Source organism: Geodermatophilus pulveris (assembly GCF_900188375.1).
Taxonomy (GTDB): domain Bacteria; phylum Actinomycetota; class Actinomycetes; order Mycobacteriales; family Geodermatophilaceae; genus Geodermatophilus; species Geodermatophilus pulveris.
The window spans coordinates 68,123-92,409 of sequence record NZ_FZOO01000005.1 but is presented as its reverse complement, the minus strand read 5'-3'; the positions used below and the strand labels follow the sequence as shown (position 1 = coordinate 92,409).

Genomic DNA, 24,287 nt, shown 5'->3' with positions numbered 1-24,287 from the left:
CGGGGTCGTGGTGGTCGACGTCGTCGCCGACTCCCGCCCGGCCGCAGGTCAGGCCGACGCGGCCAGGTAGGCGCGGACGAGGGCGGGGTCGCGCATCACCGGTCCCATCACCGCCACCCCGGCCGCCCCGGCGGCCAGCAGCGCCGGCCCGTGCTCCGGCAGCACGCCCCCGAGGGCGAACGCCGGCGGGCCGTGCGGGGCCAGGGCGGCGAACCCCTCCACGCCGAGCGCCGGGCCGTACCCGGGCTTGGACGCGGTCGGGAAGCCGGGGGACAGGAACGCCCAGTCGCAGCCCTCGGCGCGGGCGCGGGCCAGCTCGGCGGCGGAGTGGCAGGAGCGGCCGACCAGGTCCGGGCGCGGGTCGGGGAACGGCTCGGCGGCGGCCAGGTGGGTGGCCCCCGCGGTGGCCCCGGCCACCACCAGCAGCCCGCCCACCGGGTCGAGCACCGCACGCAGCCGGTCGGCGAGGTCGGCGCGCTCGCCGGCGGGCAGGTCGCGGTCGCGCAGCAGGACCGCCCGGGCGCCGGCGGCCACCGCCCGCGCCACGACGTCGGGCAGCGGGCCGGCGGCCTGCGTGCGGTCGGTGACGACCAGCAGCCGCGGCAGGATCACAGCTCGGGCAGGCCCTCGGAGGAGGTCGAGGCCTCGGCGTGCCAGCGGCGCGGGATGCGCCCGGCCAGCAACGCCTGCCGGCCGCCCTCCACGGCCTGCCGCATGGCCAGCGCCATCCGCTCGGGGTCGCGGGCGCGGGTGACCGCGGAGGCCAGCAGCACGGCGTCGCAGCCGAGCTCCATGGCCAGGGCGGCGTCCGAGGCGGTGCCGATGCCGGCGTCCAGCACCACCGGGACGTCGACGGCCTCGCGCAGCAGCGCGATGTTGTGCGGGTTGCGGATGCCCAGCCCGCTGCCGATCGGCGAGCCCAGCGGCATGACCGCGGCGCACCCGACGTCGGCCAGCCGGCGGCCGAGCACCGGGTCGTCGGTGGTGTAGGCGAGCACGGTGGCGCCGTCGGCGACCAGCTGCTCGGCGGCGTCCAGCAGCTCCACGGCGTCCGGCAGCAGGGTGCGCTCGTCGCCGATCACCTCGAGCTTGACCCAGTCGGTGCCGAACGCCTCGCGGGCCAGCCGCGCGGTGAGCACCGCCTCGCGGGCCGTGCGGCAGCCGGCGGTGTTGGGCAGCAGCCGCACGCCGCAGCGGTCGAGCACCGCGAGCATCGAGGCGCTGGAGGACGCCTCCACCCGGCGCAGTGCCACGGTCACCAGCTGGCTGCCCGAGGCGCGCACCGCGGCCTCCAGCGTCTCCAGGCTGGGCACGCCGCCGGTGCCGAGCAGCAGCCGGGAGGTGAACGTCTCCCCGGCGATGACGAACGGGTCGGCGGCCTCCTCGCGGGCGAGGGCCGGGGCCAGGTCCTGGGTCGTCATCATCAGCCTCCTGCGGTCGGGGCGAGCACCTCGAGGGCGTCGCCGGGGGACAGCGGCGTCCGCGGCCAGCTGCCGCGGGGGACGACGTCCCCGTTGAGCGCGACGGCGACCCGGTCGTGCCCGCCGCTGCGGGCGGCGACCAGGTCGGCGACGGTGGCGCCGTCGGCCAGCTCGGTGGCTGCGCCGTTGACGGTGACCTGCACGGTCTCGACCTCCATGACGGTTACCTCCCGAAGCGGTCGGCGGTGAAGGGGGCGGCCAGCTCGGGCAGGACGCCGGTGGCCAGCAGCTCGGTGGTCACCTCGGCGGTGACCGGCGTGAGCAGCACGCCGTTGCGGTGGTGCCCGGTGGCCAGCACCAGGCCGGGCAGGGGGCCGGGGCCGAGCAGCGGGGCGTTGTCGGGGGTGCACGGCCGCCAGCGGGCCAGCGTCTCGACCAGCTCGCACTCGCCGATCCCGGGGACGACGTCGATCGCGTCGTGCAGCAGGTCGTGCACCCCGCCCGCGGTGACGGTCGGGTCGAAGCCGCGGTCCTCGACCGTGGCGCCCACGACCAGCCGGTCGCCGCCGTAGGGCACCAGGTAGACGTGCCGGCCGCGGACCAGCGCGCGGACGGTGCCGCCGAGCAGGCCGGCGGCCCCGGCCAGCCGCAGGACCTGCCCCTTCACCGGGCGCACCGGCAGGGCCGGCACGCCGGGCAGGGCGCCGCTGTGCGCGCCGAGCGCGAGGACGACGCTGCCCGCCGGCACGGTGCCGCCGCCGGCCGTCTCCAGACCCGCCGCCCGGCCGCCGTCCACCCGCAGCGCGGTGACCCGCTCGCGCACCAGCCGCACGCCGGCGTCCCCGGCGGCGCGCAGCAGGGCGGCGTGCAGCGCCCGGCCGTCGACGGAGTGGTCGCCGGCCACGAGCAGGCCGCCGCGCACTCGCGGGGTCAGGGCGGGCTCCCGGCGGCGGGCCTCTCGCGGCGTGAGCCGCTCGGCGGCCAGGCCGAGCTCCTGCTGGTAGGCGTGCAGCGCGGCCAGCTCCCGCACGTCGTCCTCGTCGAAGCCGACGGCGAGGGTGCCGGCGGTGCGCAGGCCGACGTCCTGCCCGGTGGCCTCCCGCAGCTCCGCGGCGAAGGCCGGCCAGCGCTCGACGGAGGCCAGGCCGAGCCGCAGCAGGGCCTCCTCGCGGTAGCCGGCCTCGGTGACCGGGGCGAGCATCCCGGCCGCGGCGGCCGACGCGCCGGTGCCGGGGGCGTCGTCGACGACGGTGACCGACAGCCCGCGCCGGGCGGCCCGCCAGGCCGTGGCCAGCCCGATGAGCCCCCCGCCGGCGACCGCGACGTCGGTCATGCCGCCGTCCTCCGCCGGCGCAGCACCCCGGGCAGGCAGACCAGCGCGGTGAGGCCGACCGCGACGGCCAGGCCGACCAGTGACGCCGACCACCCGTTGGCCGGGTCGATGCCCAGGTCGGCCTGGCGGGCGGACCACCACGCGGTCCACCCGGCGCCCGGGCCGGCGAAGTACGTCGGCAGGGTGAGCTGGTAGGCGAGGAAGCCGGCCGCCCACGGCAGCAGGAACAGCGGCCGGGCGGGGGCGGTGTCGGAGGTGTCCCAGGCGCCGCGCGGGGTGGTGGCGTAGGCGACGAGCAGCACGCCGGCCAGCGGCACGAACACCGCGCCGATGAGGAAGAGGAACGGCTCGTAGGCGGCGATGTCGAAGGTCAGGGCCAGCAGCGTGGCGACGGCGCCGACGCCCACCGCCAGCAGCCGCCGGTCGGCCCGGGCGACGAGGTTCTGCGCCGACACCGCGGTCGAGTAGACGTTGGCGAAGGCCTCGTCGAGCTCCACGGTCACCAGCACCAGCACGGCCAGGGCCCCCAGCGGGACGGCGAGCAGCGCGTCGATGACGTCGAACCCGGCGCTGCCGTAGGCGGCCAGCGCGACGACGCCGAGGGTGAACATCACGATCGTGGCCAGCCCGTAGCCCAACCCCGCACCGACGCCCGCGGCCCGGGCGCTGCGGGCGTGCCGGGTGTAGTCGGCGACCAGCGGGAACCAGGAGACCGGCAGCGCGATGACGATGTCGGCCGCCGTCCAGAACGACGTCGCCGCGCCGTCGGTGAGCGGCGGCAGCGGCTCGGCGAGCACGTTGACGAAGAGGTAGACGACGGCGGCCAGCGCGGCCCAGACCGCGTAGCGGGCCAGCACGCGGGCCACGCCCAGCGGGCGCAGCGCCATCGCGGTGGCCAGCACGCCGGCGGCCAGCACGAACGGCCAGCGCGGGGCGTCCAGCGCGCGGGACGCCGCCTCGGCGATGATCACGATCTCGAAGGTGGCCCAGCCGACGCACTGCACGAGGTTGACCGCGGTGGGCAGCGCGGAGGCGCGCCGGCCGAGCAGCCCGCGCAGCAGCACCATCGTCGGCACCCGCTCGCGCGCGCCCGCGGCGGCGGCCAGCCCGAGCAGCGTGGCGCCGATGACGGCCCCGACGACGATGGCGCCGAGCGTCGTGGACAGCGGCCGGCCGGGGAGGACGACGAAGACGGCGGCCACCGGCAGCAGCAGGCTGACGCCGAGGTTGGCCCACAGCCCGAAGGTGTCCCGCAGGCCCAGGACGGGAGCCGGGGGCTCGGCGAGGGTGAGGGGGGCCTCACCGGGCGCGGAGCCCGTCGAGGGGACGGCGTTCGACGTGCTCATGGTCGCTCCCTACGCCGGCATTACCCGGTCAGGTTCCAGCGGTCGGCGACGCGTCGAGTCGCCCTCTCAGCCCGGTCGTGCCCGAGCTCCCGCACATGCGGGGCCCACCCTAGACCCACTCCGTACAGTCCCCGCCGTGCCGGTCGCCGACCTCCCCTCCCGCCGTCCCGACGCCTGGCGGCGGGCCACGCGGCACCCGTTCCTCGACGCCGTCCGCGACGGGACGGTCCCGGTCGCCGCCTTCGACACCTGGCTGGTGCAGGACGCCCGTTTCGTCACCGACCTGCTGCGCCTCCAGGCGCGGCTGCTGGCCCGCGCGCCCCGGCCGGCGCAGGCGGTGCTCGCCGCGGGACTGGTCGCGCTGGTCGACGAGCTGGCCTGGTTGGAGCAGCAGGCCGCCGCCCGCGGGCTGGACCTCGGGGCGCCGCCGCGGCCGGCCACGGCCGGCTACGCGGAGCTGCTGGACCGGCTGGACGCCGCCGACGCCGGGACGGCGCTGACCGCGCTGTGGACCATCGAGCGCACCTACCTCGACGCCTGGTCGCACGCCCGGCCCGGGGCGGCGGGGTACCGGGAGTTCGTCGCGCACTGGACGGCGCCGGGGTTCGCCGGCTACGTCGCCGGGCTCGAGGCGGCGGCCGACGGCACGCCCGCCCCGGACGCCGGTGCGACCTTCGCCGAGGTGGTCGCGGCCGAGGTGGCCTTCTGGGACATGGCGCTGGACTCGGCGCTGTGAGCATGGCGCTGGACTCGGCGCTGTGAGCATGGCGCTGGACTCGGCGCTGTGAGCACGGCGCTGGACGCATGACGCTGTCCGCCGACCTGTGGGCGGCGAACGCCGACCTGGCCGCCGCGGCGCTGGCGCACCCCTTCGTGGCCGGCATCGGCGACGGCACGCTGCCCCGGGACCGCTTCGCCGGCTACGTCGCCCAGGACGCGTTCTTCCTGGAGTCCTTCGCCCGCGGCTACGCCCTCGGGGTGGCGCACAGCCCCGACCGGGCCACCCTGGACGCCTTCGCCGACCTGCTCGCCGGGGTCCGCGAGGAGCTGGCGCTGCACGCCGGCTACGCCGCCCGCTGGGGCATCGACCTGGCCGGCGTCGAGCCGCTGCCGGCGACCACCGCCTACACCGACTTCCTGCTGGCCACGGCGTCCCTCGGCGGGGTCGGGGCGGCCTGCGCGGCGATGACGCCGTGCATGCGCCTGTACGCGCACCTGGGCCGCTCGCTGTCGCCCGGGCGCGCCGGGGACTACGCCGAGTGGGTCACCACCTACGCCGACCCGGCGTTCGACGCGCTGGCCGGCACCCTGGAGCGGCTGCTGGACGCGCACGCCGCCGACGTCCCCGCCGTCCGGACGGCGTACCGGCGCGCCATGCAGCTGGAGGTCGGCTTCTTCGACGCCGCCTGGCGCGGGGCCTGACGGCCGCTCCCCGGCCCGCGACGGTGTGCGCCCAGGCCCCCTCCCGGAGGGTGGAGCAGGGCGGCGGCGCACACGCTCGGCCGGGGTGCGAGCGGGCTCAGAGGACGAAGCCGAGCAGCAGGTGGCCGTTGAGCGCGATGATCAGCGCCGCCACGACGCACCCGGCGACGGTGGTGACCCGCCGGTTCACCCAGCCGCCCATCAGGTCGCGCCGGCTGGTCAGCCACAGCAGCGGCACCAGGGCGAACGGGATGCCGAAGCTGAGCACCACCTGCGACCAGACCAGCGCGGTCGTCGGGTCGCCCCCGAGCACCAGCACCAGCAGTGCCGGGGCGAGGGTGACCAGCCGGCGGACCAGCACCGGGATGTGCCGCTTGAGGAACCCGGCCATGACCACCTGGCCGGCGTGCGTGCCGACCGAGGACGACGCGAAGCCCGACGCCAGCAGGGCCAGGGCGAAGGCGAGCGCCGCGCCGGCGCCCAGCTGGTCGCCCAGCCCGGCGTGCACGCCCTCGAGGGAGCCGGCCTGCTCGGCCGAGCCGGTGAACAGCTGGGCGGCGATGACCAGCATCGCGGCGTTGACCAGCCCGGCCACGCCCATGGCCACGAGCACGTCCAGCCGCTGGGCGCGCAGCAGCCCGCGCCGTCCCTCGCGGGTGCGCCCGGCGGTGACCACGTCGCCGTAGCGGCCCGGGGTGAGCGCGGAGTGCACGTAGATGACGTGCGGCATGACCGTGGCGCCGAGGATGCCGGCGGCCAGCACCAGGCTGTCCGGGCCGGCGAAGGAGGGCACCATCCCGGAGGCCATCCCGCCCATGTCGACACCGGAGCCGACCAGCGTGTAGGCGAAGCCGGCGCCGATGACCAGCAGCAGGCCGGTGATGACCCGCTCGAAGGGGCGGTGCCCGCGGGACTGCGCGGCCAGCAGCACGAAGGCGACGACGGCGGTGATCAGCCCCCCGACCGGCAGCGGGACGCCGAAGAGCAGGTTCAGCGCGACCGCTCCGCCGACGATCTCGGCCAGGTCGGTGGCGATGGCGACCGCCTCGGCCTGCAGCCACAGGCCCCGGGTGACCGGGCGGGGCAGCTGCTCGCGGCAGTTGGTCGCCAGGTCCCGGCCGGTGGCCAGGCCGAGCTTGGCGGTCAGGCTCTGGATGAGCATCGCCATGAGGTTGGCCGCGACGATCACCCACAGCAGGGTGTAGCCGAAGGAGGCGCCGCCGGAGAAGTTGGTGGCGAAGTTGCCCGGGTCCACGTAGGCGACCGCGGCGACGAAGGCCGGGCCGAGCAGCGGCCAGATCCGCCGCCGCCCGGCCGGCTGCGGGGGGCGGCGGGGGCCGGCGACCAGGGTGGTCGGCAGGACGGCGGCCTCGGTCTTGGACAGGTACACGGGGGCCTCGCAGGGGACGGGCGGTGCGGGGTGGTCGCTGTGGTCCTGCCCGCCGGGGGTGTCACGGTCGGGCCAGGGCGTGGCCCGCGCGGGCCGAGGTGAGGCTTCCCTGACGCCCCGGGGCCGCGGTCGCCCGCGGCCCCGGGGGGCGTGCTCAGGCGGCCGGGACGATGAGCCCCGCGGTGGCGGTGCGCGCCGTGGTGAACCGCTGCGTGACGTCGGCCCAGTGGACGACGTTCCACCACGCGTCGATGTAGTCGGTCTTCACGTTGCGGTACTGCAGGTAGAACGCGTGCTCCCACATGTCGAGCATCAGCAGCGGGACCAGGCCGACGGCGAGGTTGCCCTGGTGGTCGTAGAGCTGGCAGATCAGCAGCTTCTGGCCGACGGAGTCCCAGGCCAGGATCGACCAGCCCGAGCCCTGGACGCCGCCGGCGACGGCGGTGAAGTGCGCCCGGAAGGCGTCGAAGGAGCCGAACTGGTCGTCGATGGCCGCGGCCAGCTCGCCGTCGGGGCGGTCGCCGCCGTCGGGGCTCATGTTCGGCCAGAACACCGAGTGGTTGACGTGCCCGGCCAGGTTGAACGCCAGGTTCTTCTCGTGCAGGTTCGCCGTCGCCAGCCCGTCGGTCGCGCGCGCCTCGGCGAGCTTCTCCAGCGCGGTGTTGGCGCCGGTGACGTAGGTCTGGTGGTGCTTGGAGTGGTGCAGCTCCATGATCTCGCCGGAGATGTGCGGCTGCAGCGCCCCGTAGTCGTAGGGCAGGTCGGGGAGCTGGTAGTCGGGCATCGGGTTCCCTCCGTCGTGCGTGCGTGCGGGGTGGGTGGGCTGGACGACGACGTCCTGCCCGGCCCGCCTGACACGTCGGGGCCGAACCGTGGCCCGGCCGGGCCAGACCGCCTCCCGCGCGCGGGAGGCCGCGGGTCGGCGGCCGGGGCCGGCCAGGACGGCGCGCAGGAAGCGCTCCACCACGGCGAGCTCCCCGTCGGCCAGCTCCGCCGGGGCCCGGGACCGGCTGGTGGTGATCCCGCTGGTCCTGGTGCTGGTGGGCGCGGTGCTGGTGCGCACCGTGATCGTGCCCGCGGTGGCCTCCTGGCTCGGCGACCGCTTCCGGTGGCCGGGGCGCCCGCAGGCCCCGGCGCCGGTCCCGCACGACGGCGGGACACCGCGCCGGGCGGGCACGGTGAGCTCCCGACTACTTGAACTCTCAAGCAGTCGGGAGCACACTGGGGCAGCCGTCCACCCACGAGGAGCCCGCCGTGCCCGTCCAGCGCCTCAACCACGCCGTCCTGTACGTCCGTGACCTCGCGCGCAGCCTGGCCTTCTACCGCGACGTGCTCGGCTTCCGGGTGACCAACGAGATCCCGGGCGCCGCGGTCTTCCTGCAGGCCGAGGGCTCGACCAACGACCACGACCTCGGGCTGTTCCGGGTCGGCGACGGTGCCGGGGCCTCGGAGGCCGGCCGGCGCACCGTCGGCCTGTACCACCTGGCCTGGGAGGTCGACACGCTCGCCGAGCTGGCCCGCGTCCGCGACGCCCTGCAGCGGGCCGGCGCGCTGACCGGCGCCTCGGACCACGTCACGACCAAGGCGCTCTACGCGCGGGACCCCGACGGCCTGGAGTTCGAGGTCTCCTGGCTCGTCCCGGCCGCGCTGGTCACCCCGGAGCTCACCGAGGGGGCGCCGCTCACCGCGCCGCTGGACCTCGACCGCGAGACCGCCCGCTACGGCGCGCAGACCCGCGGCGGCGTGGGGGTCTCCGTCCCCGCCTGAGTCCCGCTCCGCCCCCGGTCGGCCATCGTCACGACGGTGCAGGGGTCCTACAGCGGGACGGCGAGCGCGCTCTCGGCCAGGGCGCGGCGCAGGTCGGCCCGCCACGGCGCCAGCCCGGCGCCGGCCAGGACGACGTCCCGGACGAAGGCGTGCCACACCGGCGCCCGCCGCACCATGCCGTGCCCGCCGGCGATGGTGAACCGGGCGATGCGCGCGCCGGCCTGCTGCGCCCGGTCGGCGTAGTCCGCGGACAGGGCCGCCGGCACCCAGCGGTCGCCGCGGCCGTGCAGCACCGCGACGGTCTGCCCGCGCAGGTGCCCGACCGGCTCGCCCGGCGGCGTCCACGGCGCCAGCGCGCAGACCGCGCGCACCGAGGCGTCGTCGGCGGCGCGCAGCACCGCGCGCCCGCCCATCGAGTGCCCGACCAGCACCACCGGGACGTCTGCCCCGTGGCGGGCCCGCAGCTCCTCCAGCACCCACCGCACGTCGGCGTGCGCGTCGGCCGCGGCGCCGTTCCACCCGGCCACCCGGTAGCGCAGCAGGCCGGTGCCCACCCCCCGGTCGGCGGCCGCGGCGTGCACGAACTGCTCGATGGCGCGCATCCGCAGCAGTGACAGCGCCCGGTCCTTGGGCGGCTCCACGCTGGCCACCGTGCCGCCGTGGCAGAAGACGGCCAGCGCCCGGGTCCCGCCCGGGGCCGGGCGGTACTCCAGCGCCGGCCGGGGCCCTGCGGCCGTCACCGGCGCCGGCGCCCGCCACGGAGCGTCGTGCGGGCGCGGTCGCCGAGGTCACCGGCCTTGTACAGCGCGCGGGTCACCGGCGTGGCGCCGGTGCGCCGCTCCAGCGCCTGCCCCGCGCGGCGCAGCAGGCCGGTGGCCAGGGGGACGACGACGGTGAGCAGCAGCCAGGTGCGCAGCCGGCTGGTGAGGAGGAGCCACATGGTCGGCCATCCTCCCCGGCGCCGCGGGGCGGCGTCAGTCGGGGTCCGGGGCCAGGCGGACGACCATCTTCCCGACGTTGCCGCCGCGCAGCAGGTCCAGGAAGGCGGGCACGGCCTGCTCGATGCCCTCGTACACGGTCTCCCGGACGACGAGGTCGCCGGCGCGCAGCCAGCCGGTCACCGTCTCGGTGAACTCCGGGCGGAGGTCGGCGTGGTCGCTGACCAGGAAGCCGCGCAGCGTGAGCCGCTTGCCGACCATGAGGCCCAGGTTGCGCGGCCCCGGCGGCGGCTCGACGGCGTTGTAGCCGGAGATCGACCCGCACAGCGCCGCCCGCCCGTGCACCCGCAGCGCCCCGACCGCGGCCTCCAGGTGCTCGCCACCGACGTTGTCGAAGAACAGGTCGATGCCCTCGGGCGCCGCCGCGGCCAGGCCCCGCGCCACGCCGTCCCGGTGGCTGAAGGCAGCGGTGAAGCCGAGCTCCCGCAGCCAGGCCACCTTCTCCGCCGACCCGGCGCTGCCCACCACCCGGCCCGCGCCGCGCAGCCGGGCGAACTGTCCGACCAGGCTGCCCACCGCGCCGGCGGCCCCGGAGACGAACACGTCGTCCCCCGCGCGGAACGCGCCGACCCGGAACAGCCCGGCGTAGGCGGTCAGCCCCGGCATGCCGAGCACGCCCAGGTACCAGGACGGCGCGACGTCGCCGGCCGCGGGGAGCCGGGTGGCCGCCGCGGCGGCCACGACGGCGGTCTCCCGCCAGGCGGCGTCGGTGAGCACCAGCGAGCCCTCGGGCAGCTCAGGGGCGCGCGAGGCGACCACCCGGCCGACGGCGCCGCCCTTCATCACCTCGCCGACCTGCCACGGCGGCGCGTAGGACGGCGTCGACCGCATCCGCCCGCGCATGTACGGGTCGACGGACACGACCACGTTCCGGACGACGACCTGCCCGTCGGCCGGCTCGGGGACGGGCACCTCGACCAGCCGGAAGTCCGCAGGGGTGGGCTCGCCCTGCGGCCGGGCCGCCAGGTGCCACTCGCGCGTCGTCGTCGTCACGGGACCTCCGGGTGCAGGACGTGCAGGGCGGTGTCGGCGATGCCCCGCAGCGTCGGCACGTCGGTGCCGGCGCGGTGCAGCAGGGCGAGGGTCTGGGCGGTGCCGACCAGGTACTCGGCCAGGGCGTCGGGGTCGCCGCCGTGCGGGACGACGCCGCAGGAGGCGCCCTCCGCCAGCACGCCGCGCACCTCGCGGACCTGGCCGGCGATCAGCTGCTGCACGACCTCCCGGGCCCGCTGTGGGAGGGTCGCGCACTCGCCGGCGCTCAACGTCACGAGGCAACCGCTCGGGCACCCCGGGTCCTGCATCCGCGCCAGGATCGCCGTGTACATGGCCCCGACCGCGGCCCGCGGGTCACCCGGGTGGCTGCGCAGGGCGGCCAGCAGCCGCGCGGCGACGGTGGTGGCGTAGCGGTCCAGGCAGGCGAGGAACAGCTCCTCCTTGTCACCGAACGTGGCGTACAGGCTGCCGCGGCCGAGCCCGGTGCCCTCGAGCAGGTGCGCCACCGTGGCCCCGTCGTACCCGCGCTCCCAGAAGACGCGCACCGCCGCGTCCAGGGCGTCGTCGACCGCGAACTGCTTGCGCCCGGTCACCGCACCTCCCGCCCTCGGCCACGTGCCGCCGGAGTCTACCCGCCGGCTTGACCGATCGTTCCAACACCGTGCTGGGGTCCCGGCTACTTGGAACGATCGGTCCAAGAATGTCGCAGGAGCAGGAGGAGCCATGCCAGGACTGGCCGGCAGGACCGCGGTGGTCACCGGGGGCAGCAGCGGGATCGGGTGGGCCATCGCCCGCCGGCTGCGCGCCGACGGCGCGCGGGTGCTCATCACCGGCGTGGACCCCGACCGGCTGTCCGCGGCGGCTGCCGCCCTGGACGGCGACCCACTGCCCGGGGACGGCGCGAGCCGCGCGGGCGCCGGGGTCGCCACCGAGCCGGTGGACGTGCGGCGGGTCGAGGACCTCGACCGGCTGGCCGAGCGGGTGCGCACCCAGCTCGGCGGCCTGGACGTGCTGTTCGCCAACGCCGGGGTCACCTACGCCGCGCCCATGGGCGAGGTCACCCCGGAGCGGTTCGACGACGAGGTCGCGATCAACGTGCGCGGCACCTCCTCCACCGTCCAGCGGCTCGCCCCCCTGCTGCGCCCCGGTGCCTCGGTGGTGCTGGACACCAGCTGCCTGGACGTGCTCGGCGGGGCGGGGATGAGCGTCTACTCCGCCACCAAGGCCGCCGTCCGCTCCCTGGCCCGCAGCCTGGCCGCCGAGCTCAAGGACGCCGGGGTCCGGGTCAACGCGGTCGCGCCCGGCCCGGTGGACACGCCCCTCCGCGGCAAGTTCGGACTGCCGGACGAGCAGCTCGCCGCGATGACCGGGCGGACCGCCGGCACCGTCCCCCTGGGCCGCTTCGCGGACCCGGCGACGACTCGCGCTACCTGCTCGGGGCCGAGCTGGTCGTCGACGGCGGCTGGACGAGCCTGTGACCGCCCGGCGGCTGCCGGCGCGATGGGCACCGCTGCTGTCCGGGCTGCTGCTGTCCGGGCTGATGACGGTGATCGTGTCCGGGATCAGCACGCTGCGCGGCCTCGGCACCGACGGGTCCACCGCGGACGCGTGGGCGGCGGCGTTCCTGTCCTCGTGGGTGGTCGCCTTCCCGACGGTGCTGGTCGTCGCCCCGCTCGTCCGCCGCCTGGTCGCCCGCCTGGTCCTCACCCCCGCGGCCGGTCCGGCCCCCGGCCGGTTGCGCGGCGGGCCTAACCTCGGGGCATGTTCTTCTCCCGCACCAAGACCCAGCCGGTGTCGCGCGAGGACGCCCTGCCCGGCCGCCCCGACCCGCTCCCGGGCGTGCCGGAGCTGCACGCGGTCAACGGCAACCGCACCCGGCCGCCGTTCCCCGAGGGCCTGCAGACCGCCGTCTTCGGCGCCGGGTGCTTCTGGGGTGTGGAGCGGGTCTTCTGGGAGCAGCCGGGCGTCTACTCCACCGCGGTCGGCTACGCCGGCGGGTACACCCCGAACCCGACCTACGAGGAGGTCTGCTCCGCGCAGACCGGGCACACCGAGGTCGTGCTCGTGGTCTTCGACCCGGCGGTCACCTCCTACGAGCAGCTGCTCAAGGTCTTCTGGGAGGACCACGACCCGACGCAGGGCATGCGCCAGGGCAACGACGTCGGCACCCAGTACCGCTCCGCGGTCTACGTGCAGGGCCTCGAGCAGGAGCGGGCCGCCCGCGCCAGCCGCGAGGCGTTCCAGCAGCGGCTGACCGCGGCCGGCTACGGCGAGATCACCACCGAGATCGCGCCGCTGGGCGACCTCTTCTACGCCGAGGGCTACCACCAGCAGTACCTGTACAAGGTGCCGGACGGCTACTGCCCGGTCCACTCGACCGGCGTCTCCTGCCCGGTGGGCCTGTCCGGCGTGTGAGCCGGGACCTCCCGCCCACCTCCCACGGCCTCGCGGTGGCCTCCCGCGGGGGGCCGGCCGAGCACGTCACCGTCGCGGACGTCCTCGCGGCGCTGCGGCGGGAGCCGGACGTCGAGGCGCCGGACCTGGTCGCCGTCGACGCGACCGACCGGCTGCTGCTCGACGAGGCCGCCCCGCTGCTCGCCGCCGCCGGTCCCGGCGAGGTGGCCGTCGTCGACGACTCCCACGGCGCGCTGACCCTCGGCGCGGTCGCGGCGGGGGCCCGCGACGTGCGGGTGCACCAGGACCTGCTGGTCGGCGAGCTCGCCCTCGCCCGCAACGCCGGGCGCACCGGGCTGGCCGGCACGTACTCCTCCCGGCCGCTGGGGCCCGGGCTGGCCGACGGCGCCCGGCTGGTGCTGGCCAAGGCGCCGCGGTCGCTCGACGCGCTGCGCGAGCTCACCGAGGTGGTGGCGCCCTCCGTCGCGCCCGGCGGCACGCTGCTCGTGGGCGGCCGGGTCAAGCACATGACGCACGCGATGAACGACGTCCTCGCCGCCGGGTTCGGCGAGGTGCACGCCACGCTGGCCCGGCAGAAGTCGCGGGTGCTGGTCGCCCGCGGGCCCCGGGCCGGGGTGGTCCCGTCGTTCCCCCGCCGGCAGGAGCACCCCGAGCTGGGGCTCACGGTCTGCGCGCACGGCGCGGCGTTCGCCGGCAGCAGGGTCGACGGCGGGACCCGCGCGCTGCTGGCCGCGCTGCCCGGTGCGGCCCCCGGTGCCGGGACGGCGCTGGACCTCGGCTGCGGCACCGGCGTGCTCGCCGCCGCGCTCGCCCTCGCCCGCCCGGGGCTCGCCGTGCTGGCCGCCGACCAGTCCGCGGCGGCGGTGGCCTCCACGGAGGCGACGGCGGCGGCCAACGGGGTGGCCGGCCGGGTGCGCGTGGTGCGGGACGACGCGGCGTCGACCGTCCCCGACGCGAGCATCGACCTGGTGGTCTGCAACCCGCCGTTCCACCTCGGCACGGCCGTGGTGACCGGAGCGGCCGACCGGCTGTTCGCCGCGGCGGGCCGGGTGCTGCGGCCGGGCGGGGAGCTGTGGTGCGTCTACAACAACCGGCTGCCGCACCGGGCCGCGCTGCGCCGGCTGGTCGGCCCCACGCGGGTCGCGGCGTCCGACCGCCGGTACACCGTCACCGTCTCCACCCGCCCCGGGGCCTGACCGGCGGCCGTGCGGGCCGAGGGCCCGACGGCCCTGGCCGGCCGGCCCCGACCGGGCCACGGTCGGGGGACATGACGACGACCGAGACCTCACCCGCCGACGCCACCACCGCCCTGGCCGAGCGCCTCCTGGAGGCGGTCACCGCCGGGCTGGAGCTGGCCGCGGTGCACCTGGGCAGCGAGCTGGGCTGGTACCGCGCGCTGGCCGAGGCCCCGGCGACCGCCCCCGAGCTGGCAGCGCGCACGGACACCGGACCGCGCTACGCGCGGGAGTGGCTGGAGCAGCAGGCGGTGGCCGGCTTCCTCGGCGTGGACGACGCAGCGGCCGGCCCCGACGAGCGGCGCTACGCACTGCCGGAGGCGCACCGGGCGGTCCTCGTGGACCGGGACGACCTCGCCTACATGCCGCCGTTCGTGCACGCCGCGCTGGTCTTCGCCCGCAACGTCCCGCGGCTGCTCGAGGTCTACCGCACCGGCGGCGGGCTCTCCTGGGCCGAGATGGGGGAGGCCCGCGACGCCCAGGCGGACTGCAACCGCGCCTACTTCCTCGGCCCGCTGGCGGGTCAGGACCTCGCCTCCGTCCCGGCGATCGACGCCGCGCTGCGGGCCGGCGGCCGGGTCGCCGACGTCGGCTGCGGCATGGGCTGGTCCTCGATCGGCATCGCCCGCGCCTACCCACAGGCCCGGGTCGACGGGTACGACGTCGACGAGCCCTCCATCGAGCAGGCCCGGCGCAACGCCGAGGAGGCCGGCGTCGCCGCTCGGGTGCGGTTCACCGCCGCGGACGCTGCGGCCGCGGGGGAGGACGGCAGCCACGACCTGGTCGCCGCCTTCGAGTGCGTCCACGACCTCGCCGACCCGGTGGCGGTGCTCGCCGCCATGCGCCGGATGGTCCGCCCCGGCGGCACCGTGCTCGTCGTGGACGAGAAGGTCGCCGAGCGGTTCGCCCCGCCCGGCGACGCGGTCGAGCGGCTGATGTACGGCTACAGCGTCACCTGCTGCCTGCCCGACGGGCTCTCGACCCGCCCGTCGGCCGGCACCGGCACCGTGATGCGCCCGGCCACCCTGGAGCGCTACGCACGCGAGGCCGGGTTCGCGGGGATCGAGGTGCTGCCCGTGGAGCACGACACCTTCCGCTTCTACCGGCTGGTGACCGGGGGATGAGCGGCGTCCTCCGGTGGGGGGCGCAGGCCTGGGCAGCGCGCCCACCGGCAGGCACGCTGGCCGCATGAGGACCCGGAGCACCCCGCCGACCGCCGCCCGCCGGGTCCTGCCCGGGCTGCTCCGCTGGTCGGCGCTGCCGGCCGTGCTCGCCGTCGGCGGCCGGCTGGTGGCCTGGCGCCGGGACGAGGGTGACGAGAGCACGGCCGGCATCCGGCGGGTGGTCGTCGTCGGCGGCCGGGACCTGCGGCCGGTCAACCCGCACCTGTCCCGGGTGCGGCTGGACCTCGTGCTCGCCGGCGCCCGGCTGGACCTGACCGGAGTGCCGCACGTCCCCGGCGGCGTCGACCTGACCGTGCGGAGCCTGGTGGGCGGCCTGGCGGTGACCGTCCCGGCCGGCTGGCGGGTGTGGTGGAGCTGCCGCGGCCCGGGCGGGATGGACGTCGCGGAGGGCGACGGCATCGTGCACACCGACGACGAGCGCGGCGCGGACCTGCGCATCCACGCCGGCCTGCTGCTCGGCGGCATCCGGGTCGACGCCGCCCCGCAGGACGACAGCTGGGGTCGCTGAGCCGGTCAGCAGAAGCCCGGCGTCCCCAGCCAGGCGACCTCGGCCGGCGGGACGTCGTCGCGCAGCACCGTGCCCTCGATGAGCCCGTAGGGCCGGTCCGCGGCGACGTAGACGACGTCGGGGTTGTCCAGCCCGAAGGCGGAGAGGTCCGCCAGGAAGTGGTGCCGGTTCGGCATCGACAGCCGCACCTCGGCCACCTCCGGGCAGCGCTCCAGCGCGGCCTCGCCCATCGCGTACAGCGTCTGCTGCAGCGCGAGGGAGTGGGTGGCGGCGAAGGTCTCCAGCAGCGCGGTCCGGACGGTGCCGAACGCGGCGTCCCAGTCCAGGTCGGTGACGGTGTAGCGCCAACGGGCGGTCACCGCGGTGGCCAGGATGCGCTCCCGGGTCTCGGCCAGCGTGGTGTAGCGGTCGCGCGGGAAGCCCCAGAACTCCGACCCGGTGGTCTTGAGGACGACGAGGTCGCGCAGCCCGGCGAGCACGTGCGCGTCAGCGCCGGATCCATCGCCGTCCACCGTCACCACCGCCGTCCGGACCTCGCCGCCGTCGCGGCGGAAGGCGTGCCCGTGCGGTTGCCCGCCGACGGTGATCCGGTCCCACCCGTGCGAGTCGACGGCGACCCGCGCGCCGCTGATCCAGCCGTACGCGCCGGCGAGGTGGCGGGCCAGCCGCAGCCCGAACGCCTCCGGCGGGCCGACCCCGTCCCGGGCGAAGGCGAGCACGGTGTTCTTCTGCGTGTCGGTGGCCAGCACGTGCGCGTTGTCGCCGTCGGTGTGCGCGGCGGCGAAGTCCCCGCGCAGGCTGCTGCTGACGGTGAGGTCGACCAGCGAGTGCTGCGGGCCGCTGCGGTCGACGGCGACCACGCGGACCTCCGCCTTGCCGTACTGGTTGGCCCCGAGCCGGATCACCATGCCCCGCAGCCTGCCGCACCGTGGTCGTGGTCGTGTTGCACGTGGAACACGGCGCGCCTAGCTGCCCCGGTACGTGGAGTACCCGAACGGGGCCAGCAGCAGTGGCACGTGGTGGTGCCCGGCGGGGTCCCGGACGTCGAAGGTGAGCACCACCTCCGGCCAGAACGCGTCCCGGCCCTGCCCCGCGAACCACGGCCCGGTGGCGAACACCAGCCGGTGCGGGCCGGGCGCGGTCGGGCCCTCGGCCGGCCGGCAGCGGCCGTCGGCGTCGGTGACCCCCTCGCCGACCAGCTCGTCACCGGCGAACAGCCGGACGGCGACCCCGGCGGCCGGCCGCCCGAGGACGGAGTCCAGCACGTGCGTGGACACGCTCATGACACGAGCCCCCGCACCCGCAGCGCCGTGATCTCCGCCAGCTGCGCGGTCACCTCGGCGCGCTCCGTCTCCTCGTCGTTGCCCAGCCGCCGGCGCAGCTCGGCGAGGATCTCCACCGGCGAGCGGCCCGACGCCCGCACCAGGAACACCCGGTCGAAGTGCTCCTCGTAGGCCCGGTTGCCCTCGGCCAGGGCCGCCCGCGTGGCGTCGTCGGCCCCGCCCACCGCGTGCTGCTCCCGGCGGGAGGCCTCCGCCTCCGGCGAGGAGCCCTCCGCGCGCTCGCCGATCCGGGGGTGCCCGGCCAGCGCCAGCTCCACCTCCGCCCACGGCAGCCCGCGGGCGACCTCGTCGGCGCGGGCGACCAGCGCGTCGACGTCCGGGTAGGGCCGGCCGGCGACCACCGCGGCGGCGAACCGGGGGGCGGCGTTGCACGAGCGCAGCGCCTGCACGGCGCGGTCGGCCGGCCCGTCGTTGAGGTCGTCGAGGGCGGACATGCGGTCGAGGATGGCAGCCGGGGCGTGGCAGGGTCGACGGATGCCGCTGCCCGAGGACGTCTACGCCGAGCTCGACCGGCGGCTCGGGCCGGTCGACGCCGCCCGCGCCGCGGCCTTCCCGGGCGAGCGGGCGGCGCGCCAGCCGGTGCACACCTGCTACGTGCCCGCCGACGCCGTCGTCCCCGGCCTGGCCGCCGCCTGGGGCGCCGCCGCGCTGGCCGCCCTGGACGCGCACGGCCTGCCCGACCTCGGCCACCCGCCCGCGCTCGTGGAGGAGGTGCTGCCCCGGGTGCGCGCCAAGCTCGCCGCGGAGCCGGTCGAGGACCTCCGGGTGGACGCCGAGGACGGCTACCGGGGCCCGCCCGGCGCCGAGGACGACGACGTGGCCCGCGCCGCGGCCGCCGTCGCCGCGGACACCGCTGCCGGCACGGCCCCGCCGTCGGTCGGCATCCGGGCCAAGTCGCTGGAGGGCCCGTCCCGCCGGCGCGGCGTCCGCTCCCTCGACCTCTTCCTCGCCGGCCTCGGCGGGACCGCCGCTCGCGCGCGGAAGGCGGTCGTGACGCTGCCCAAGGTGACCGACGCCGAGCAGGTGCGCGCCTTCCTGCCGGTGCTGGACGCGCTGGAGGCCGCCCACGGGGTTCCGCTGGACCTGGAGCTGCAGGTCGAGACGCCGCAGGCGGTCGTCGGCCCCGACGGCCGCGTGGCCGTCGCCGCCCTGGTGCACGCGGCCGGGCCCCGGCTGACCGGTCTGCACCACGGCACCTACGACTACAGCGCCGCGCTGGGCATCGCCGCGGCCCACCAGTCCCCCGACCACCCGGCGCTGGACCTGGCCAAGCAGCTCATGCAGGTGGCCGTCGCCGGTACCGGCGCGGTGGCGGTCGACGGCTCGACCAACGTGCTGCCGGTCGGCGACCGCGGATCGGTGCACGCCGCCTGGCGGCTGCACGCAGGGCTGGTCCGCCGGGCGCTGGAGCGGGGCCTGTACCAGGGCTGGGACCTGCACCCGGCCCAGCTGGTCACCCGGTACGCCGCCACCTACGCCTTCTACCGGGCCGCGCTGCCCGCCGCGGCGGCCCGGCTGACCGCCTACCGCGAGCGGGTGGACGGCGGCGTCCTCGACGAGCCGGCCACCGCGCGGGCGCTGGCCTCGGTCGTGCTGCGGGGCCTGGACTGCGGCGCCCTGGACGACGGGGAGGTGCGGGCGGCGACCGGGATCGGACGCGCCGAGCTGGACCGGCTCGCCGGGCGCGCGGCTCGCGGCGGTGCCCCCGGGACGGGTGACGGCCGACCTACCATCCCCTGGTGAGCGTGTGGTGAGCGAGGAGGTCCTCGAGGGGTCGTTGTTCGCCGGTGGTGGCGAGGTCGGCCGCGCGATGGCCGCGGTCGACTGGGCGCGGACGCCCCTCGGCCCGCCGGAGCGGTGGCCCTCGGGGTTGCGGCACACCGTCCGCATCCTGCTGACCTCGCGCTTCGCGATGTGGGCCGGCTGGGGCCCGGACCTGCGCTTCTTCTACAACGACGCCTACCGGCACGACACGCTGCAGGCCAAGCACCCGTGGGCGCTGGGCCGGCCCGCCTCGGAGGTGTGGGCGGAGATCTGGCGGGACATCGCCCCGCGCACGCAGGCGGTGCTGCAGGACGGCGTCGCCACCTGGGACCAGGACCTCCTGCTGTTCCTCGAGCGCAGCGGCTACCCCGAGGAGACCTACCACACCTTCTCCTACAGCCCCCTGCCCGACGACGACGGCCGCACCGGCGGGCTGTTCTGCGTGGTCACCGAGACCACCCAGCAGGTCGTCGGCGAGCGGCGGATGGCCACGCTGCGCGACCTCGCCGCCGCCGTCGGGGGCGCGCGCACCGAGCAGGGCGTGCTCGCCGCCGTCGAGGAGCAGCTCGCCGCCAACCCCGCCGACCTCCCGTTCGGCGCGGTCTACCTGGTCGACGAGGACGGGACCGCCCGGCTGGGCTGCGCCACCGGCCTCGGCGCCGGGTCCGTCGTGCCGCCGGTGCTGGCCCCGGGCGGGACGCACGACGCGCCGCTGCGGCGGCTGCTGGCCGGCGAGGACGTCGTCGTCGAGGACCTGGGCCGCCACCGCGCGGGCCTGCCGACCGGCGCCTGGGAGGTGCCGCCGGTGCAGGCGGTCGCCCTGCCGATCGCCTCCCCGGGGCAGGACCGCGGCCCGGTGGCCGGCTTCCTCGTGGTGGGCCTGAACCCGCACCGTCGCTGGGACGACGACTACCGCGGCTTCCTCGGCCTGGTGGCCAGCCAGGTGTCCGCGGCGCTGGCCAACGCCGGCAGCTACGAGGCCGAGCGGCGGCGGGCCGAGGCGCTGGCCGAGCTGGACCGGGCCAAGACCGACTTCTTCAGCAACGTCAGCCACGAGTTCCGCACCCCGCTGACGCTCATCGCCGGGCCGGTCGCGGAGCTGCGCGCCTCCCCGGCGGCCGCGGCCGACCCCGGGCTGGCCCAGGAGCTGGAGGTGGTCGAGCGCAACGCCCAGCGGCTGGGCAAGCTGGTGAACACCCTGCTGGACTTCTCCCGCATCCAGGCCGGCCGGATCGACGCCCGCTTCGAGCCGGTCGACCTCGCGGCCACCACCGCCGAGCTGGCCAGCGTCTTCCGCTCCGCCGTCGTCCGGGCCGGGCTGGACTTCGCCGTCGACTGCCGGCCGCTGGACTCCCCGGTGCACGTGGACCGGGACATGTGGGAGAAGGTCGTCCTCAACCTGCTGTCCAACGCGCTGAAGTTCACCTTCACCGGCGGCATCACGGTGCGGCTGCAGCCGGACGCCGGCGGCGCGCGGCTCACCGTCAGCGACACCGGCACCGGCATCCCCGCCGAGGAGCTGCCCCGGCTGTTCGAGCGCTTCACCCGGGTGCGCGGCGCCCGCGGCCGCTCCGGGGAGGGCAGTGGCATCGGCCTGGCCATGGTGCGCGAGCTGGTCGGCCTGCACGGCGGCACCGTCGGCGTCGACAGCACGCCCGGCACCGGGACGACGTTCACCGTCACCCTGCCGATGGGCACCGCGCACCTGCCCGCCGACCGGCTGGCCGAGCCCGCCGACGCACCGGCGGTGTCCCGGGCCGCCGTCCCGTTCGTCACCGAGGCGCTGCGCTGGCTGCCCGACGACGACGTCGCGGACGCCACGCCGCCGGCGGCGGGCCCGGGAGCGCCGACCGGGCGGGTGCTGGTCGCGGACGACAACGCCGACATGCGCGGCTACCTGCGGCGGCTGCTGGACCCGCACTACGACGTCCGCGCCGTGGCCGACGGGCGGCAGGCGCTCGACGCGGCGCTGGCCGACCCGCCGGACCTCGTGGTCAGCGACGTGATGATGCCCGGGCTGGACGGCATGGGGCTGCTGGCCGCGCTGCGCGCCGAGCCGCGCACCGCACGGGTGCCGGTGGTGCTGCTGTCCGCGCGGGCCGGGGAGGAGGCCGCCGTCGAGGGCCTGGCCGCCGGGGCCGACGACTACCTGGTCAAGCCGTTCTCCGCCCAGGAACTGCTCGCCCGGGTCGGCGCGCACCTGCAGCTGGGCCGGGCCCGCCGGGCCGCGGAGGAGCAGTTCACCGCGATGGCCGACCTGGCCCCCGCCCTGATCTGGGTGGCCGACCCTGGCGGCCGCCGGGTGTTCGTCAACCGCGGCTGGACGGACTTCACCGGCCGCCCGGCGCGCGAGGAGGTCGGCGACGGCTGGCTGCGCGGCGTGCACCCCGAGGACCGGGAGCGCTACACCGAGGTCGTGACCGCGGCCACCGCGCGCCGTGAGGGCTGGGAGGTCGACGTCCGGCTGCGGCGCGCCGACGGCGCCTACCACTGGATGCTGGAGCGGGCGGTACCCATCGGGAGGCAGCCGATCGGCACCGGCGAGGGCTTCGCCGGCCACGTGGGCAGCTGCACCGACATCAACGCCCGGACCCGCGAGACGGCCCGCCAGACGCTGCTCGCCGAGGTCGGCACCGCGCTGGACCGGGAGACCACCGTCGAGGGCCAGACCGGCGCCCTGGCCCGGCTGCTGGTCGACCGGCGGCTGACGGACTTCTGCACCGTGCGGCTGGTCGGGCCGGACGGCCGGCTGCACTGGGCCGGCATCGCGGGCCCGGACCCCACCGGCGAGCAGGTGACGGCCGAGCTCGAGCCCGATGCCGGGTTGGGGGCGCAGGTGCTCGCGACCGGGCGCGTCGTCGTGCACGCCGAGCTCCCGGAGGGGTACGCGTGGCGGGCTGAGCCCCTGGCCGTCCGCTCCGCGCTGGCCCTGCCGCTCACCGCGCGCGGCCGGGTGCTGGCCGTCCTGGCCCTGGGCCGCCGCGCGGACGCGCCGCGGTTCACCGGGGACGACCGCGACCTGCTCGAGGAGGTCGCCGCCCGCGCGGCGCTGGCCGTGGACAACGCGGTGCTGCTCGCCGACGAGCGTGCCGCGGCCCGGCGGCTGGCCCTGCTGCAGTGGGTGACCGCCGAGCTGTCAGCGGCGACCACCCCGGTGGAGGTGGCGCAGGCCGCCGTGGAGCACCTGCGGGCGGTGAGCGGTCCGGACAGCCGGGTGGCCGTGCACGAGCTGGACCCCTCGCACCGGGCGCTGACCGCGCTGGCCGTCGACGGTGTGGGCCCCGACGGCCGGCAGGTGTGGCAGACGCTGCCGCTCACCGCGCCCACGCCGACCACCCGGGCGGTCACGGAGCGGCGTCCGGTGTGGCTGGCCGACATCGCCGCGGCGCTGCCCCCGGAGGGGCGTGGCCTGACCCCGGAGCTGGACGCCGCGGCGCGGGCCTCCGGCATGGCGTCGATCGCCGCGCTGCCGCTCACCGTGGCCGGCCGGGCGGTCGGCGCCCTGTCGGTGACCTGGCCGACGGTGCAGCGCTTCCTGTCCACCGAGCGGGCGATGCTGCTCGCCGTCGCCGAGCAGTGCGCGCAGGCCCTCGACCGCGCCCGGCTCTACCGCGCCGAGCAGGGCATCGCCGAGACGCTGCAGCTGAGCCTGCTGCCGGCGCAGCTGCCCGCCCTGGAGCGGCTGGCGCTGGCCGCGCACTACCTGCCCGGCGCCGAGGGCAGCCAGGCCGGCGGGGACTGGTACGACGTCGTGGAGCTGGCCGGCTCCCGGGTGGCCATCGCGGTGGGCGACGTCGTCGGGCAGGGCCCGGCGGCCGCCGCGGTCATGGGGCAGCTGCGCAGCGCACTGTCGGCCGCCCTGCTGCAGGGCTGCTCGCCCGCGGAGGCCCTCGAGCTGCTCGACCGCTTCGCCGTCCGGCTGCCCGGGGCGCTGGCCTCCACCGCCGCCTGCCTGGTCGTCGACGGCGCCGCCGGCACGGTCCGCTGGGCCCGCGCCGGGCACCCGCCGCCGCTGCTGGTCACGCCCGACGGCGCGCGGCTGCTCGACGGTGCCGGGTCCGGCGCCGTCCTGGGCGTGCCCGGGCGGCCGCCCTACACCGAGGGCACGGCCGACGTCGGACCCGGGGACACCCTGCTGCTCTACACCGACGGCCTGGTCGAGCGGCGCGGCGAGGTCCTCGACGCCGGGCTCGAGCGGGTCCGGGCCGCCGCCGGGCGGCTCGCCGCCGACGACCCGGCCGTGCTGACCGGGCAGCTGCTCACCGAGGTCCTCGCCGACGCCGACCAGATCGACGACGTCGCGTTGATCGCCGCCCGGCTGCTGCCGGCGCCCCTGGTCGCGCGGCTGCCGGCCGACCCGCGGCGGCTGTCCGGGGTCCGGCGGGCGGTGACGGCGTGGGCCGCGGCGGCCGGCCTCGCGGAGGGCACCGCCGAGGACCTGCAGCTCGCGCTGGGCGAGGCGCTGGCCAACGCCGTCGAGCACGCCTACGCGGCCTCCCCCGACGACGGGGAGTGCCGCTGCTCGGTGACCCGGGACCCCGACGGCGGCGTGCGGGTCGAGGTCTGCGACACCGGTGCCTGGCGGCCCCCGCCGGCCGACCGCGGCCACCGCGGGCGCGGCCTGGAGATGATCGACGCGCTGGCCACCGATGTCGAGGTGCTGCACGCCCCGGGGACGGCCGGCACCACCGTCCGCTTCCGGATCCCCGTCGGCGTCCCGGGACCGCGGACCCGCACGCGGCCCGCCCCGGCGGGCCCGGCCCCCGACGGCGGCGCGGCGCTGACCCTGCACGAGGGACCGGCCGGCCTCCGCCTGGCGCTGCTCGGCGAGGTCGACCTGGCCACCGCCGGGACCGTGCGCCAGCAGCTGCTCGCCCGGCTGGAGCAGCTCGCCCCGGGCACGGTGGTCACCCTGGACCTCCGGGCGACCGGCTACCTGGCCAGCGCCGGCGTCGGGCTGGTCCTGGAGGCGCTGGCCCGGACGCGGGCGGCCGGTGTCGAGCTGCGCGTGCAGGCTCGGCCGGGCACGCCCCCCGCCCGGGTGCTCGCGCTGGCCGGCGTCCGCCACGAGGTGGCCACGGGACCCGTGCCGTCCCCCTGAGGGGTCGGCCCCCCGCCCCGCGGGCGCGGGGCCGGGGGCCGTGTACCAGGATGGCGCACCAGTCGGC

At 77.5% G+C, this 24,287-nt stretch carries 23 protein-coding genes, 2 pseudogenes and 1 riboswitch; of the genes and pseudogenes, 11 read left to right on the top strand and 14 right to left on the bottom strand.

Annotated features, from left to right (window positions below; all coding sequences use genetic code 11):
- Positions 1-48 precede the first annotated feature (48 nt).
- The 5 genes from CHB98_RS11875 to CHB98_RS11855 form a co-directional block, all read right to left on the bottom strand.
- Positions 49-612, bottom strand: a complete 564-nt coding sequence (locus CHB98_RS11875) for a thiamine phosphate synthase (RefSeq protein ID WP_089305816.1) — start codon at positions 610-612, stop codon at positions 49-51.
- Positions 609-1,421 (bottom strand): thiazole synthase, encoded by an 813-nt coding sequence (locus CHB98_RS11870; RefSeq protein WP_089305815.1) that lies wholly within the window; start codon positions 1,419-1,421, stop codon positions 609-611. The genes CHB98_RS11875 and CHB98_RS11870 overlap by 4 nt, the downstream gene beginning before the upstream one ends.
- A 2-nt stretch (positions 1,422-1,423) precedes the next feature.
- A complete protein-coding gene (thiS, locus tag CHB98_RS11865) occupies positions 1,424-1,639 on the bottom strand; it encodes a sulfur carrier protein ThiS (protein WP_245821102.1) in 216 nt (71 codons plus the stop codon).
- A gap of 5 nt (positions 1,640-1,644) precedes the next feature.
- Complete coding sequence (gene thiO / locus CHB98_RS11860) at positions 1,645-2,754, bottom strand: glycine oxidase ThiO (RefSeq protein WP_089305814.1); 1,110 nt, start codon at positions 2,752-2,754, stop codon at positions 1,645-1,647.
- Complete coding sequence (locus CHB98_RS11855; RefSeq protein WP_089305813.1) at positions 2,751-4,100, bottom strand: purine-cytosine permease family protein; 1,350 nt, start codon at positions 4,098-4,100, stop codon at positions 2,751-2,753. The genes thiO and CHB98_RS11855 overlap by 4 nt, the downstream gene beginning before the upstream one ends.
- A riboswitch (TPP riboswitch) is annotated at positions 4,090-4,203 on the bottom strand. (Overlaps the previous gene by 11 nt.)
- Before the next feature lie 33 nt (positions 4,204-4,236).
- On the opposite strand from CHB98_RS11855, the gene CHB98_RS11850 reads away from it, so the two are divergent.
- Positions 4,237-4,836, top strand: coding sequence for a TenA family protein (locus CHB98_RS11850; protein WP_089305812.1), 600 nt, complete (start codon positions 4,237-4,239; stop codon positions 4,834-4,836).
- 68 nt (positions 4,837-4,904) lie between these two features.
- Positions 4,905-5,522, top strand: coding sequence for a TenA family protein (locus CHB98_RS11845; RefSeq protein WP_089305811.1), 618 nt, complete (start codon positions 4,905-4,907; stop codon positions 5,520-5,522).
- Between the two features lie 97 nt (positions 5,523-5,619).
- Here CHB98_RS11845 and CHB98_RS11840 read toward each other — a convergent pair whose 3' ends face one another.
- The gene (locus CHB98_RS11840) at positions 5,620-6,912 is read right to left on the bottom strand and encodes an Nramp family divalent metal transporter (RefSeq protein ID WP_089305810.1); all 1,293 of its coding nucleotides are present in this window, start codon (positions 6,910-6,912) and stop codon (positions 5,620-5,622) included.
- Between the two features lie 154 nt (positions 6,913-7,066).
- Positions 7,067-7,975 (bottom strand): superoxide dismutase, encoded by a 909-nt coding sequence (locus CHB98_RS11835; protein ID WP_245821101.1) that lies wholly within the window; start codon positions 7,973-7,975, stop codon positions 7,067-7,069.
- A 191-nt stretch (positions 7,976-8,166) separates the two neighbouring features.
- Here CHB98_RS11835 and CHB98_RS11830 point away from each other — a divergent pair, with 191 nt between their 5' ends.
- Positions 8,167-8,679: a VOC family protein gene (locus tag CHB98_RS11830; protein WP_089305809.1), complete on the top strand. Its 513-nt coding sequence runs from the start codon at positions 8,167-8,169 to the stop codon at positions 8,677-8,679.
- Between the two features lie 47 nt (positions 8,680-8,726).
- Here CHB98_RS11830 and CHB98_RS11825 read toward each other — a convergent pair whose 3' ends face one another.
- From CHB98_RS11825 to CHB98_RS21145, 4 genes are read right to left on the bottom strand one after another with little or no spacing between them, the layout of a single operon-like run.
- Positions 8,727-9,419 (bottom strand): alpha/beta hydrolase family protein, encoded by a 693-nt coding sequence (locus CHB98_RS11825; protein ID WP_089305808.1) that lies wholly within the window; start codon positions 9,417-9,419, stop codon positions 8,727-8,729.
- On the bottom strand, positions 9,416-9,619 hold the full coding sequence (locus tag CHB98_RS11820; RefSeq protein WP_089305807.1) for a hypothetical protein: 204 nt from the start codon (positions 9,617-9,619) through the stop codon (positions 9,416-9,418). Before CHB98_RS11820 ends, CHB98_RS11825 begins: the two co-directional genes overlap by 4 nt.
- 34 nt (positions 9,620-9,653) lie before the next feature.
- The gene (locus tag CHB98_RS11815; protein WP_089305806.1) at positions 9,654-10,670 is read right to left on the bottom strand and encodes an NADP-dependent oxidoreductase; all 1,017 of its coding nucleotides are present in this window, start codon (positions 10,668-10,670) and stop codon (positions 9,654-9,656) included.
- Complete coding sequence (locus CHB98_RS21145; protein ID WP_179224443.1) at positions 10,667-11,263, bottom strand: TetR/AcrR family transcriptional regulator; 597 nt, start codon at positions 11,261-11,263, stop codon at positions 10,667-10,669. Before CHB98_RS21145 ends, CHB98_RS11815 begins: the two co-directional genes overlap by 4 nt.
- 130 nt (positions 11,264-11,393) lie before the next feature.
- Here CHB98_RS21145 and CHB98_RS11805 point away from each other — a divergent pair.
- The 6 genes and pseudogenes from CHB98_RS11805 to CHB98_RS11780 all read left to right on the top strand — a co-directional run.
- A pseudogene (locus CHB98_RS11805) lies at positions 11,394-12,080 on the top strand (SDR family NAD(P)-dependent oxidoreductase); the annotation flags it as partial.
- Between the two features lie 130 nt (positions 12,081-12,210).
- Positions 12,211-12,312: pseudogene (locus tag CHB98_RS23040) on the top strand (hypothetical protein); the annotation flags it as partial.
- 119 nt (positions 12,313-12,431) lie between these two features.
- Complete coding sequence (gene msrA / locus CHB98_RS11795) at positions 12,432-13,085, top strand: peptide-methionine (S)-S-oxide reductase MsrA (RefSeq protein ID WP_089305805.1); 654 nt, start codon at positions 12,432-12,434, stop codon at positions 13,083-13,085.
- 35 nt (positions 13,086-13,120) lie between these two features.
- On the top strand, positions 13,121-14,281 hold the full coding sequence (locus CHB98_RS11790) for a class I SAM-dependent methyltransferase (RefSeq protein ID WP_089306006.1): 1,161 nt from the start codon (positions 13,121-13,123) through the stop codon (positions 14,279-14,281).
- A gap of 71 nt (positions 14,282-14,352) precedes the next feature.
- Positions 14,353-15,444 (top strand): class I SAM-dependent methyltransferase, encoded by a 1,092-nt coding sequence (locus tag CHB98_RS11785; RefSeq protein ID WP_089305804.1) that lies wholly within the window; start codon positions 14,353-14,355, stop codon positions 15,442-15,444.
- A 64-nt stretch (positions 15,445-15,508) separates the two neighbouring features.
- Positions 15,509-16,012: a hypothetical protein gene (locus CHB98_RS11780; protein WP_089305803.1), complete on the top strand. Its 504-nt coding sequence runs from the start codon at positions 15,509-15,511 to the stop codon at positions 16,010-16,012.
- Positions 16,013-16,017: 5 nt separating this feature from the next.
- Here CHB98_RS11780 and pucL read toward each other — a convergent pair whose 3' ends face one another.
- From pucL to uraD, 3 genes are read right to left on the bottom strand one after another with little or no spacing between them, the layout of a single operon-like run.
- Positions 16,018-16,920, bottom strand: a complete 903-nt coding sequence (gene pucL, locus CHB98_RS11775; protein ID WP_089305802.1) for a factor-independent urate hydroxylase — start codon at positions 16,918-16,920, stop codon at positions 16,018-16,020.
- Positions 16,921-16,977: 57 nt separating this feature from the next.
- Positions 16,978-17,295 (bottom strand): hydroxyisourate hydrolase, encoded by a 318-nt coding sequence (gene uraH / locus CHB98_RS11770; RefSeq protein WP_089305801.1) that lies wholly within the window; start codon positions 17,293-17,295, stop codon positions 16,978-16,980.
- Positions 17,292-17,789, bottom strand: coding sequence for a 2-oxo-4-hydroxy-4-carboxy-5-ureidoimidazoline decarboxylase (gene uraD / locus CHB98_RS11765; protein ID WP_089305800.1), 498 nt, complete (start codon positions 17,787-17,789; stop codon positions 17,292-17,294). Before uraD ends, uraH begins: the two co-directional genes overlap by 4 nt.
- A 40-nt stretch (positions 17,790-17,829) precedes the next feature.
- Between uraD and CHB98_RS11760 the strand changes: the two genes are divergently transcribed.
- Positions 17,830-19,098 (top strand): DUF6986 family protein, encoded by a 1,269-nt coding sequence (locus CHB98_RS11760; RefSeq protein WP_089305799.1) that lies wholly within the window; start codon positions 17,830-17,832, stop codon positions 19,096-19,098.
- Positions 19,099-19,105: 7 nt separating this feature from the next.
- The gene (locus CHB98_RS11755; protein ID WP_143425074.1) at positions 19,106-24,220 is read left to right on the top strand and encodes a SpoIIE family protein phosphatase; all 5,115 of its coding nucleotides are present in this window, start codon (positions 19,106-19,108) and stop codon (positions 24,218-24,220) included.
- Positions 24,221-24,287: the final 67 nt, after the last annotated feature.